A 12,097-nucleotide genomic window follows, 5' to 3' on the forward strand; every position below is an offset into this window, starting at 1 on the left:
CACCTCACGACGTTGTGGGAGCTGGAGCTCTGCGGGCGGCGTCCGAAATGGACTTGACGCCGCCGTGCGCGGTGAGTCCGCCGTCCACGGCGATCTCCGCGCCGGTGACGAACGACGCCCCGTCACCGAGTAGGAAGAGCACGACCGCGGCGATCTCCTCGGGAGTGCCGGTGCGGCCGAGCGGGGTCTCCGCGATGTTCGCCGCGCGGAACGCAGGAGATGTGGACGCGGTCATCGGTGTCTCGACGTAGCCGGGATGGACGGCGTTGACGCGGATGCCGCGAGGCCCCAGTTCGGTCGCCGCGGCGCGGGTCAGGCCCCGCAGTGCCCACTTGCTTGCGGTGTAGGCGACGGGGTAGTGCCCCGTCAGCGCGGCGACCGAACCGACCGTGACGATCGACGCTCCGGTGCCCATCAACGGCGCGAGGTGCTGGATGCCCAGCAGCGGACCGGTGAGGTTGACGTCGAGCACCCTGCGCAGATCGGCCGCGTCGAGCTCGTCGAGCCGCGCCCGCCAGGTGACACCGGCGTTGGCGACGAGCCCGTGCACGGTTCCGTGCCGGGTACGCATCTCTGTCGCGAACGCCGCCCAGCCATCAGCGTCGGTGACGTCGATCTGCCGGCCGATGACACCGTGGCAGGACGGCACAGGCTCGCGATCGATCCCGTAGACCACCGCGCCCGCACGCGCTGCGGCGAGTGCCTCGGCGGCGCCCTGCCCGCCCGCTGCTCCCGTGACGACCACAACCCTGCCGCCGAGGCTCATGGTCGTGTCCTCGGCCGCTGCCTCGCGGTGGGGATCTTGACCGGATCCCGGCCTGCCACGACGGTGTTGGTGATGGTGCCGATGCCTTCCACCGTCATGGTGACGACGTCACCGGGACGCAACCCCGTGATGTCAGCCGAGTGGCGGCCCCACCTCTCGGCCAGGCACCCGCCGTTGCCACACGTGCCCGACCCCAGCACGTCGCCGGGCCGGACCTCGGTTCCCCGGCTCGCGTAGGCCACGAGCTCCTCGAACGGCCAGCCCATGTTGGACAACAGATCACGGCCGATCTCGATCCCGTTGACCTCCACGGTCATGCCCAGCGCCAGGAACCCGTCCTCGTCCCGCCACGGTTCGAGCTCGTCCGCGGTGACGAGCACCGGGCCCAGCGTGGTGGCGAAGTCCTTGCCCTTGCACGGGCCGAGCCCGACCTTCATCTCGCGGCGCTGGAGGTCGCGCGCCGACCAGTCGTTGAAGATCGTGTACCCGGCGATGTGGTCGCGGGCGGCGTCCGGCGTGAGGTCGCGGCCCGCGCGGCCGATGATCGCGGCGACCTCCAGCTCGAAGTCGAGAGCCACACAGCCCGGTGGCACCGCCACGTCGTCGTGGGCGCCGATCACCGCGTAGGGGTTGGCGAAGTAGAACGTAGGTGCCTCGAACCATTCCGGCGGCACCTCGGTACCGCCGGACACCGACCGCACGACGCCCTCGACGTGCTCCTCGAACGCGACGAAGTCACGCACCGTCGGAGGTTCGAGCGGCGGGATCAGCCGCAGACCGGCCAATGGTGCGGAGTCACCCGTCCTGAGCGCGATGTCGCCCGCCGAGTGCAGCTGTTCCGACCACAGGAGGTCGAGCAGGGTCATCCCGGCAGGAAGCCTGTGGAGCATCTCCCCGTCGACGAGTCCGCACCGAGTGCCGGCGTCCTTGTCCCACACCGTCGCGAACCTCATGCCGTCCCCTCTACGCGCACGTGCGACAGCGGTGCGCCCGCATGCCACACCTCGGTGATGCGGACCTCGGTGAAGCGCCACCCTTCTGCGGTACGGCGCAAAGTGCAGTCGTACCAACCTGAACCGTCGGCGTGGTCGAACGTGTCGTCGCTGCGCAGGTGCACTCCGAGCAGGTAGGACCGAGTCGTGGCGGTGTCGCCGTCGATGGTGATCGCGTGGTTGGACGACCCGTGCCAGGTGGCCGTGTACCCGCCGAGTCCACGCTCGTCGGCTGTGGCATCGCGGATGGCAGTGCGGCCTTCGAACCGCACCGCACCGGCGATGTCGAGCACGCCGTCCTCGGTGTAGGTGGCGGCGTAGGCGTTCCAGTCCCGCTCGTCGAGCGCCCTGGCGAACTCGACCAGCAGGTCCGAGATCAGGGCGCGGTCCACCAGCCAGCGCACCTGCTCCTCCAGCGCGCTCACAGCGGCGGCGCCACGAAGAGGCCCTTGTCCAGGTCGTTGAACGACTTGGCGGCGACGAACTCGTCCATCTTGTTGGCCGTGCCCCACTGGTCGGAGACCTCGGGATCGGAGAAGTCGTGCAGTCCGGGGTGCCAGGTGTCCTCGTCGAGCACGTCGAGTTCGGTCGTGTACTCGATGGTGTTTCCCTGCGGGTCGAGGAAGTAGGAGAAGGTGTTGTTGCCCGCCTTGTGCCTGCCGGGGCCCCAGATCTTCTCCACACCCAGCCGCAGTAGGCGGCCGGTACCGCGCATGTACTCGTCGATGCCGCGCATCTCGAAGCTCGCGTGGTGCAGCGACGGGTGGGGACCGCGGGCAATGGCGAAGCTGTGGTGCCAGCTGTTGCACCGCATGAACCACATCGCGTTGCCGATGTGGGGGTGGGTGAGGACGTCGGAGACCGCGAACGACAGATGCCGGGTGTAGAAGTCGACGGTGCCCTCGGGATCGGCCGAGTTGATGACGACGTGCGACAGGCGCACGGGGATGGCCTCTGCCTCCTCGATCTTGCGGTGTGTGCGCTGTGCGACGTCGCAGGACACCTCGACGGTGCGGCCTTCGTTGTCGAAGAATCGGAACCCGTAGCCACCACCGGGTGTGCCGACCGTGCCCGGCTCGGACACGATGGTGACGCCTGCCCGCGCGAGTCGCTGCGCGAGCGCGTCGACGTCGGCGGGGCTCGCCGCGCCGAAGGAGATCAGGTCGATGCGCTTGTCGGGAGTTTCGCGCAGCCGCAGCACGTACTGCTCGGGTGATCCTTCGGCTGCCAGGAACGACAGGCCGGTGTCGGTGACGGTCTCGGTGAGACCCCACTCCCCCGAGTAGAAGGCGCGTGCCCGCGCGAGGTCGGGCACACCGATGGCGACGTGCCGCAGGTGCGTGACAAGCCGGGTCATGGTCGTTCCTTTCCGGACAGTCGTCTCGTGGGCCACAGGCCCAGCTTCTCGGCGTTGCCCGCCGCGATCGCGTCACGTTCGCCCGCGGCGAGACCGGCGGCGTCGAGCGCGGCGAGCGGGCCGGGCGTGCCCATGTCGAACGGGTGGTCGGAGCCGAGCAGCACTCGGTCGGCGCCGACCTTGCGGACCAGCGCGCCGAGTTCCTCCGGGGAGTGCACCAGCGAGTCGAACCACAGTCGCCGCAGGTACTCCGACGGCGGCTCGGCGCATCCGCGGGCGTCGGGACGCACCCGCCACGCGTGGTCGGCGCGGCCGATGTGGTGCGGGAGGTAGCCACCGCCGTGCGCCGCGAGCACCCGTAGGCCCGGATGGCGGTCCAGCACGCCGGAGAAGATGAGGTGCGAGAGCGCGACCGCGTGCTCGACCGGCTGTCCCACCGAATTGGACAGGTACTGCAATGCCAGCCGCGCGCCGAGTGAACAACCGAAGGGATGCAGGAACACGACGGCGCCCGTCTCCGCGGCACGTGCCCAGAACGGCTCCAGCCGTGAATCCGACAGCTCGACACCGGGCGCGTGCGAGGAGATCTCCACACCCGCGAGGCCCAGCGCGAGCGCGTCCTCAAGGGACTCGGCCAGCGTCGCCGGGTGCTGCAACGCGACGAGCCCCAGGCCCGCGAGCCGTTCGGGTGCGGCCGCGACGAGGTCCGCCACCCCGCGGTTGGCGGTGCGCACGATCCGCAGGGCGAGTTCCTCGTCCGCCCAGTAGTGGTACTGCGATGGCGACGGGGACACGACCTGCGCCTCGACGCCCGCCGCGTCCATGTCCGCGAGCCTCTGCTCGAGGGTGGTCAACGAGGGCAGGCTCTCCCGGACCATCCGCGCCGATTCGGCACGCGACTGCGGGCTGTCCCGCTGTGCTTCGTCCTGTCGCTGCTCCTGCAGCCTCGGGTCGTCGCGGACGAGCGCCTCGACCGCCTCCACGACGCAGTGCGCGTGGACGTCGATGGACTTCATGCCGGCTCCGAGACCAGTGCGGACACCCGGCGCATGAGCTCGGGCACACCACTGTGCTCGCCCGCTGCCACCATCTGTCCGATGTGGAGGGACGCGTTCACCACCGTTCGCACCCTCTCCAGCCGCCGCGCGGAGAACGAGGCCCACAGGTTCTCGTCCAGGTCGTCCGCGACGAGCAGGAGTTCGGCCAGCACGGCGGCGTCCTCGAGCGCCATCGCCGCCCCTTGGGCCAGGGTGGGCGGACAGCAGTGCGCGGCGTCACCGATCAGCACGACGCGGCCGCGGTGCCACGGGCCGTCGAGCAGATGCGTCTCGAACCAGGTGTAGTGCACACGAGAGGCGTCGACGAGGTGGGCGCGGATCTCGTCCCAGGGACCGTGGTAGTGCTCCGCCAGCGCACGCATCGCCGCGAGCCTCTCGGCCGGCGACAGCGCGCTGCGGTCCTGCGCGTCCTCCACCAGGTAGGCGTAGAGCGAATCTTCGCCGGTCGGGCAGCAACCCGCGATGTGCGCGGCACCGCCGTAGCAGAGCTCGGTGCGCGTCACCGACGCCGGACGCGGGGTGAACGCCCGCCAGATGCCCATGCCCGTGGCGCGGGTCTCCAGCTCGACCCCGATCGCCTCACGCGTCCACGACCGCACTCCGTCCGCGCCGACGACCAGGTCGTAGCGGCCACCGCTGCCGTCGGAGAACCGGAGGTCCACGCCGTCCTCGTCCTGGACGAGCGAGACCGGCGAGGTGCCGGTGCGCACCTTGACGCCGGCCTCGGTCGCGCGGGCGGCCAGCAGCCGGGCGAGGTCCGGCCGGTACATCCCCGCGGTGGCGGGAAGGTCCTGCCCGCCGGTGCGAGCGTCGGACACCTCGGCGACCAGTTCACCACTGGGCACGCGCAGGCCGATCGAGTCGAAGCAGTGTCCGGCGCTCCGGACCTGTTCCCACACACCGAGCCTGCGCAGCACGCGCAGGGCGTTGCCCTGCAGGGTGATTCCCGATCCGAGGGCGGTGACGTCCGGCTTCGCCTCGACGAGGTCGACGGCGACGCCCGCCTCGGCGAGCAGCACGGCGGTGGCGAACCCGGCGACCCCACCGCCGATCACGGCCACGGAACTGACTGCGGGCATCGTTGCCCTCCTCACTTGACGGCGAGCGGGTTGACCGGTGCCCCGACCGCACCGGTGAAAGGGATCGGAACGGCCGTGAGCCAGAACGCGTAGGTGCCGTCAGCTGCACAGGCCTCGGCGAGTTCGTCGAGGTCCCACATCTCGCCGACGTACAACCCGATGTGCGGGATGACCACTTGGTGCAACGGCTGGAAGGCGTCGTCGAACTCGTTGGGCCGCACCTCGAAACCCCAGGTGTCGGTGGCGATCGCGGCGATGCGCGAACCGTGCAGCCAGTCCGCGGACAGGAACGACAGGCCGGGGGAGTCGCCGCCCGCGTACTCGCCCCACCCATCGCGGCGAGCACGGGTCAGCCTGCCCGTGCGCACGCAGACGATGTCGCCCTCGTCGATCGTGACGCTGTGCGCCGCCGCCGTGGCGTCGAGGTGTTCCGGTGTGATGGCGAACCCGTCAGGCAGTTCGCCGCCGCCCACGACCCTGCCCACGTCCAACAGCACCCCACGGCCCGCGATGAGTGCCGCCGCCGTCTCGATGCCGGTGACCGCGTCCCCCGCGCTGGTCACCACGTCGCCGGCGCGGCGGCCGTTGTACGCGGCGCCGTGGTCGAAGATGTGGCCCAGCCCGTCCCATTGGGTGGAGCACTGCAAGGGCATCGCCACGACGTCGTCAGCGCCGCCGAATCCGTGCGGGAAACCCTGCACCCCGCGTTCCGCGTCGGTACCGGTGTCCGTCATGGAGTGCACGGGGTTGGTGCGCCGCCGCCACCCGCGTTGCGGTCCGTGCTCGTCGAAAGCCTGGGCGAGGGAGAACGTCACGCCCTGCCGCACCAGCGCCGCCGCCCGCACACGTGCCTGCGGGGTGAGGAAGTTCAGCGTGCCGCGTACGTCCTCGGAGCCCCACCGGCCGGTGTTGGAGCACCGCTTCGCCGCGGCGGCGATGGCACCTTCGGGATCGGTGCGGTCGAGGGCGGGCCGGAGCGCGGTCACGGTGCCACGCACCGAGTGCGCTGCGTTCCCAGGCCGGTGATGGTGCCCTCCATGACATCCCCGGCCCGCAACAGCCTGCCGTGGTGGAAGCCGTTGCCCGCCGGGCTGCCGGTCAGCACGACGTCTCCCGGCCGCAGCGGTGTGGTGTGCGAGGCAGCGGAGACGAGTGCGGCAACGTTGAAGATCATGTCCTTCGTGGACTCGTCCTGCATGACTTCTCCGTTGAGCCGCAACGTGATGCGTGGATCCTCGGAGACGAACTCCGCGGGCACCAGCCACGGACCGAGCGGCGTGAACCCCGGCGCGTTCTTCGAGCGGAACCAGTCGGCGCCGAGCTCCGGCATGTCACGGCGGAACACGAGGTCCCGTGTCGTGAGGTCGTTCGCGATGGTGTAGCCGGCGACGTGCTCCAACGCGTGTGCGCGGTCGACGCGGAAGGCCTCTCGTCCGATCACGACCGCGAGTTCGAGCTCCCAGTCGTGCTGGTCGGAGTACGCGGGCAGGGTCACGTCGTCGTGAGGGCCGGTGATCGCGGAGGGAAGGCCGACGAAGAGGTAGGGCTCGCCCGTGGCGGCTCGCCGGTCCATCATCTCCGCGGTCTCGGCACGCACCTCGTCCGCGTCGCGGCCGGGGGAGTGCCGGACGGCGAGGTCGATGACGTGGGTGCGGTAGTTCGCGCCGGCCTGGATGACCTGTCCTGGTTCGAGAGGGGCGCAGACCCGCAGGCCTTCCGTTGCCCGCCAAGGTCCTGGCCCGGCCGCGATCCGGTGTAGTGCGGGAAGCACCTCGTCCCAGTTCTGCAGCAGCTCCCACACGGACTCGGCCACGTCGCGCAGATCGCGAACCCGGTCATCGAGCACGAGACCGGGGAAGCGGTCTCCCGCGTCTTGGGCGAAGGTTCCCAACCCGAATGAGGTGTCCACGCGAGACGTCCCTTCCGTCAGCAGTGACTGGGACCACTGTCGGACCGCGAGCGGACATCAGGGAAGCGCTAGTTGCTGATGTGGGTTATCAGTGGCATTAATAGTGCGTGAACCTCGCCGCGCTGGATCTCAACCTTCTGGTTCCGCTGGACGTCCTGCTGGCCGAGCGGTCCGTGTCCCGCGCGGCAGCACGGCTCGGCCTCTCCCAGCCGGCGCTGTCCGCGTCTCTGGCACGGCTGCGCAGGCACTTCGACGACCCGTTGCTCGCCCGCAACGGGAACACCTACGAGCTGACCCCGCTGGCCGTCCAGCTGCGTCAGCGCACCGCGTCCGCGCTCAACGGTGTCGAACGCGTCTTCGCGAGCGAGCCCGTGTTCGACCCGGCGACGTCACGCCGCACGTTCACGCTCCTCGCCTCGGACTACGCGATGACGATGATGGGTCGGCGGATGGTCGACCTGCTCGAAGAACGCGCGCCCGGCACGACCCTGCGACTGGAACGGCACAGCACCCCGCTCATCGACGCGGGTGTCCACGCCCTGCGCGCCTACGACGGAATCCTGTTCCCGCACGGGTTCTTCTCCGAACTGCCCTCGGCCGACCTGTTCACCGACACGTGGGTGTGCCTGGCCGACCGCGACAACCCGCACATCGGCGAGGAACTGACCATGTCCAACGTCGCCGAACTGCCCTGGGTCTTCACCTACAACGCCCCGACGGCGTTCACCCCGGCCGGACGGCAGCTGCAGATGCTCGGGGTGGCGGCGAAGGTGCTCACGGTGGTGGAGAGCTTCCTCGTGCTGCCGCACTACCTGGCCGGCACCAACCGCATCGCGCTGGTGCAGGACAAACTCGCGGCACTGCTGACCCGGGACGACAGGCTCCGGCGGCTGCGGTGCCCGTGGGACGCCGTGCCCCTCGTCGAGGCGCTGTGGTGGCATCCCATGCACACGCACGATCCCGAACACGTGTGGCTGCGGTCGGTTCTGATCGAGGCGGGCTCGTCCGTCTGAGTCGTGGTCAGACCGGCTGCGGCGGGCCGGGCGTCACGTCGTGGTGCACGCCGTGCCGTTCAGGCTGAATGATCGCGGGGATCCGCTGCCACGGTCCGACCTCACCGTGTACCCGATGCTCACCGAATCGCCGGCGGCGATGGAGCTGTTGTAGGACGCGTTCCTCGCGTCGATCTGCGCGCCGTTCTGCGTCGCCTCGGCGTTCCAGATGTGATCAAGCCGCTCACCGTTGGAGAACGTCCACTTGAGAGTCCACCCGTTGATCGGTGTCGTGTTGCTGTTGCGAACCTCTACTGAGCCCTCGAATCCGTTCTGCCACCGCTTGACGACGCGGTAGGTGACGGCGCATCCGTTCGGCTGGGGAGCGGAAGCTCGCGCGGAGGTGGCTGGTGGCGGTGCGGGCGGTGCGGGGGAGGGCGATGGGGCCGAGGTCGTCTCTCTGCCGTCACAGGGTGGTCCCCACAGACCGAGATCTGCTCTCTCGGCCGACTCCTGTGCTTCTCGCATGAGATCGACTTCGGTCGACTCGGCACGCAACACGCCCCGGCTCACCGCCAGCAGTGAGTAGTCGGAGTCGTCGGTCAGGTGCAGGGTCGCCAGCCCGTCGGACAGGCGCGTGTATCTCACGAGCTTGCCGACCAGCATCGACTTGGCGAATTCAACGGCCGCAGCGGCCCAGCACTCCGCAGGTGCGGCAAGCCCTATCAGCCGGAACTGGTTGCCGTCCGACAACACGACTGTACGTGCGTCCGCAATGCTTTCGACTGTCACATAGGAACTGGGCAGCAGTCCTCTCGTCGTCAAACCCATTGCTTTTGTCGACGGCGGTGTCGAAGAGGCGGTGGTGGGCGAGGGATCGCTTGAGCATCCGGTCAGCAGCAAAGCCAGGACGAGAACAGATCCCTTCAGGCCCTTCCAGGTGTGCAGCGTCATTCTTCCTCTGCGGACAAAAGTCGTGTGCGCTCCCATGGCGGTCAGGTGCCGGAGAGAGTACAGCTCTGCGGCGGATGGCGGAAGGATGTGTTCGAAACCGGTGGGCCAATCGGGCCCTGGCTGACTTCAAGGTGTCGATGTTCGACGTTGTTCGAATCGAATGCGTCGAAACGCGGCACCGGGCGAGTTGCGCCGAAAGGGAGCCTTCGCGTCGCTGGTGGCGAGACGAAGACTCCCCTTCGGATTCGATCAGGAGCCCGGAGCCAGGTACAGCAAGCGGTTCGGCGAACCCGTGCCGGCGCTGGTGACCTTGCCGGTCGTGGCGGCTGAGATCAGCGCGCTCGACACCTGGGCGGGCGTCGCCGACCTGTTGTTCTGCAGGTAACGGGCAACCACGCCGGCCACGTGCGGGGTCGCCATCGAGGTACCGCTGATGGTGTTCGTCGCGGTGTCGCTGGTGCTCCAGGAGGACGTGATCGACGAGCCGGGCGCGAAGATGTCCAGCACCGAACCGTAGTTCGAGTAGCTGGCGCGCGCGTCCGTGCTGGTCGTCGCACCGACGGTGATCGCGGCGGCCACGCGGGCCGGGGAATAGCTCGACGCGTTGGCGTTGCTGTTGCCGGCGGCGACGGCGTAGGTCACGCCGGACGCGATCGAACTGTTGACGGCAGCGTCGATGGCGGTCGAGGCGCCACCGCCGAGGCTCATGTTCGCCACCGCGGGCTTGACCGCGTTCGCGGTCACCCAGTCGATGCCCGCGACGACACCGGCGGTCGTGCCGCTGCCCGCGTCGTCCAGCACACGCACCCCGTAGACGGCGGCGGCCTTGGCGACACCGTAGGTGCTGCCCGCGATGGTGCCGGCCACGTGGGTGCCGTGACCGTTGCCGTCCTGCGCGACCGCGTCGTTGTCGACGAAGTCGTACCCGTTCTTCGCCCTGCCGCCGAAGGTGGAGTGGCTGATCCGGACACCGGTGTCGATCACGTAGACGTTCACGCCGTTACCGGTCGAGGTGTAGTTGTAGGAGTTGCTCAGCGGCAACGAGGCCTGGTCGATCCGGTCCAGTCCCCACGGCGGGCTGGTCTGAGTGGTGTCGGTGCGGAAGACCTGGTTCTGCTCGACGTACTCGACTGCGGGGTCGGCCGCGAGACGCCTGGCCTGTCGCTCGGACAGCTTCACGGTGAAGCCGCGCAAGGCGCTGCCGAACACCCTGTCGACCCCGCCGCCGTGGCGCGCCGCCACGGCGTTCGCGGTGGCTTCGGTGGCCGACACGGACACGGGCGTGTCCTTGAGCTTGACGACGTAGCTGTTCGGGATCTTCTCCGCGGCGTTGGCGGAACGGATCTCGCCAACTGCTGCCTGAGCGGGTGCGGCCAGCATGGAGACAGCGGTGACGACGGTGCTCACAATCCCGATTCCGGCCAGGAACCGGACGTTTCGTGACTCTTGCATCAGTGGTTTCCGTTCTCGGAAAACGACGAGCAACGCACCCGCATAAATCTGCACAGGGGCGGGACGCTGCTGTCATTTGTTCGGCGGCTTGCCTCGGGATCGCGAAGACCCTTCGGCTTCGTTGCAGAGCCTAAGTATCCGAACCGCAGCGGGAAAGGCAGGAAAATTGCCAGTTTTGGCAAGGTGTCAAAACGTGGCTGAAGTGAGGGTTCTCATGACGTGGCGCACATTTCTGTGCGGCTGCTGTGAATTGTCTGTGCATCCGCTTCGGTCGACTGTCGTGACGGCAAGAGTCCGGCGTGTTTCGTCTTTGTTTCGCGCTCGGTGCGAGATACACGAATCACGTGGAGTCGCGGACACGAGCGAAGTCGGCAGAATGGCGGCCTCCGGCGACTTTCCGTGGACCAGGTCGAGCAGGAGCCGCACCATCTCACCGGTGATCCGCTCGAAGGGTTGCCTGACCGTGCTGAGAGCGGGGCGAGTGGCGGTGGCGACGCTGGAGTCGTCGAAACCGCCGACAGCAACGTCGTGCGGCACCCGGCGTCGCCTCCGCGTTCCGGCACCGCACGACAGCTCGTGCCCCGGTGAAGCCTGTCCAGCTCGCGATCGCGGCGATCGGGCTCACCGCACGCGTCGTCCCGACCGGTGTCGACGACAAAGGTGAGTTCTCGGTACCTCCCAGCATCGACGAGGTCGGGTGGTATCGCTTCGGTCCAGGTCTGGGCGAGGCTTCCGGATCTGTGGTGATCGGCGGGCACGTGGACGACGCCACGTCCGGACCCGGCGCCTTCTACCGGCTTCGCGACCTGGTTGAAGGCGATCAGGTCTCCATCACAGGCGAAGACGGCAACGTGCGAAGTTTCCGTGTGGTGGCGAAGGAACAGGTACCGAAGAAGAATCTCGATCTCACGCCCTACTTCTCCACGGACGGTTCGGTCCGCCTCAGCCTGTTCACCTGTGGGGGACAGTTCGACGGTGCGCAGCGTTCCTATGTGGACAACGTCATCGTCACCACTGTCCCGGCGTGAAACGTTCATGTCGTGGGAAAGAGTCAAGCTGAAGGCCCCCGTGAGAGTTCACGAGGGCCTTCGTCGTGTCCAGCTGTGGATCAGGCCTTCGGGTCGGAAGGCTTGCCCGCGAGCTCGCTGGCCTCGTCCTGAGAGCTGAGGCCCTCAGAGGCGTGGATGTGCTTGCGCGCGTTCTGCAGGGCCACGGTCTCCTCGACCGGGTCCGGCGACCACGTGCTGCCGACGACCGGGTGACCGGCCGAGCCGAGCTTGTTCATCTTCTTCGGCACCGACGTGCCCTGGTAGGCCAGGGGCAGCGGGTGGCCGTGGTCGTCCACCGGGCCGAGCGGCTGGTGGATCTCGATGAACTCGCCGTGCGGCAGGCGCTTGATGATGCCGGTCTCGACACCGTGCTCGAGCACCTCGCGGTCGCCGCGCTGCAGGCCGATGCAGATCCGGTACGCGACGAAGTACGCGATCGGAGGCAGCACCAGCATGCCGATGCGGCCCATCCACGTCGTCAGGTTCAAC

12 protein-coding genes and 2 pseudogenes are annotated in these 12,097 nt (G+C 68.7%); 2 read left to right on the forward strand and 12 right to left on the reverse strand.

Annotation, left to right across the window (positions count from 1 at the left end; genetic code table 11):
- Window positions 1–4: 4 nt before the first annotated feature.
- Genes PV646_RS31105 through PV646_RS31140 form a run of 8 tightly spaced genes read right to left on the reverse strand, consistent with a single transcriptional unit; the run spans window position 5 to window position 7,161 of the window.
- Window positions 5–766, reverse strand: a complete 762-nt coding sequence (locus PV646_RS31105; protein WP_500345842.1) for an SDR family NAD(P)-dependent oxidoreductase — start codon at window positions 764–766, stop codon at window positions 5–7.
- The gene (locus tag PV646_RS31110) at window positions 763–1,719 is read right to left on the reverse strand and encodes a fumarylacetoacetate hydrolase family protein (protein WP_500345843.1); all 957 of its coding nucleotides are present in this window, start codon (window positions 1,717–1,719) and stop codon (window positions 763–765) included. Before PV646_RS31110 ends, PV646_RS31105 begins: the two co-directional genes overlap by 4 nt.
- Window positions 1,716–2,183 (reverse strand): nuclear transport factor 2 family protein, encoded by a 468-nt coding sequence (locus tag PV646_RS31115; protein WP_500345844.1) that lies wholly within the window; start codon window positions 2,181–2,183, stop codon window positions 1,716–1,718. The genes PV646_RS31110 and PV646_RS31115 overlap by 4 nt, the downstream gene beginning before the upstream one ends.
- Window positions 2,180–3,115 (reverse strand): VOC family protein, encoded by a 936-nt coding sequence (locus PV646_RS31120; RefSeq protein ID WP_500345845.1) that lies wholly within the window; start codon window positions 3,113–3,115, stop codon window positions 2,180–2,182. Before PV646_RS31120 ends, PV646_RS31115 begins: the two co-directional genes overlap by 4 nt.
- The gene (locus tag PV646_RS31125) at window positions 3,112–4,131 is read right to left on the reverse strand and encodes an amidohydrolase family protein (RefSeq protein ID WP_500345846.1); all 1,020 of its coding nucleotides are present in this window, start codon (window positions 4,129–4,131) and stop codon (window positions 3,112–3,114) included. Before PV646_RS31125 ends, PV646_RS31120 begins: the two co-directional genes overlap by 4 nt.
- Window positions 4,128–5,252: an FAD-dependent oxidoreductase gene (locus PV646_RS31130; RefSeq protein ID WP_500345847.1), complete on the reverse strand. Its 1,125-nt coding sequence runs from the start codon at window positions 5,250–5,252 to the stop codon at window positions 4,128–4,130. Before PV646_RS31130 ends, PV646_RS31125 begins: the two co-directional genes overlap by 4 nt.
- A gap of 11 nt (window positions 5,253–5,263) precedes the next feature.
- The gene (locus PV646_RS31135) at window positions 5,264–6,250 is read right to left on the reverse strand and encodes a cyclase family protein (protein ID WP_500345848.1); all 987 of its coding nucleotides are present in this window, start codon (window positions 6,248–6,250) and stop codon (window positions 5,264–5,266) included.
- Window positions 6,235–7,161 carry a fumarylacetoacetate hydrolase family protein gene (locus PV646_RS31140; protein ID WP_500345849.1) on the reverse strand — a complete coding sequence of 309 codons (927 nt, stop codon included), beginning with the start codon at window positions 7,159–7,161 and terminating at the stop codon, window positions 6,235–6,237. The genes PV646_RS31135 and PV646_RS31140 overlap by 16 nt, the downstream gene beginning before the upstream one ends.
- Window positions 7,162–7,268: 107 nt before the next feature.
- Here PV646_RS31140 and PV646_RS31145 point away from each other — a divergent pair, with 107 nt between their 5' ends.
- The gene (locus tag PV646_RS31145) at window positions 7,269–8,174 is read left to right on the forward strand and encodes a LysR family transcriptional regulator (protein ID WP_500345850.1); all 906 of its coding nucleotides are present in this window, start codon (window positions 7,269–7,271) and stop codon (window positions 8,172–8,174) included.
- A 33-nt stretch (window positions 8,175–8,207) separates the two neighbouring features.
- On the opposite strand, the gene PV646_RS31150 is transcribed toward PV646_RS31145, so the two are convergent.
- The 3 genes and pseudogenes from PV646_RS31150 to PV646_RS31160 form a co-directional block, all read right to left on the reverse strand.
- Window positions 8,208–9,107, reverse strand: coding sequence for a cellulose binding domain-containing protein (locus tag PV646_RS31150; protein ID WP_500345851.1), 900 nt, complete (start codon window positions 9,105–9,107; stop codon window positions 8,208–8,210).
- 249 nt (window positions 9,108–9,356) lie between these two features.
- Window positions 9,357–10,559, reverse strand: coding sequence for a S8 family peptidase (locus PV646_RS31155; RefSeq protein WP_500345852.1), 1,203 nt, complete (start codon window positions 10,557–10,559; stop codon window positions 9,357–9,359).
- 186 nt (window positions 10,560–10,745) lie between these two features.
- Window positions 10,746–11,111: pseudogene (locus PV646_RS31160) on the reverse strand (substrate-binding domain-containing protein); the annotation flags it as partial.
- A gap of 32 nt (window positions 11,112–11,143) precedes the next feature.
- On the opposite strand from PV646_RS31160, the gene PV646_RS31165 reads away from it, so the two are divergent.
- A complete protein-coding gene (locus PV646_RS31165; protein WP_500345853.1) occupies window positions 11,144–11,587 on the forward strand; it encodes a class F sortase in 444 nt (147 codons plus the stop codon).
- 80 nt (window positions 11,588–11,667) lie between these two features.
- Here the strand turns inward: PV646_RS31165 and PV646_RS31170 are convergent.
- Window positions 11,668–12,097: pseudogene (locus tag PV646_RS31170) on the reverse strand (cytochrome bc1 complex cytochrome b subunit); the annotation flags it as partial.

The organism is Streptomyces sp. ID05-26A (assembly GCF_033794685.1).
In the GTDB taxonomy this organism is placed as follows: Bacteria; Actinomycetota; Actinomycetes; order Mycobacteriales; family Pseudonocardiaceae; genus Lentzea.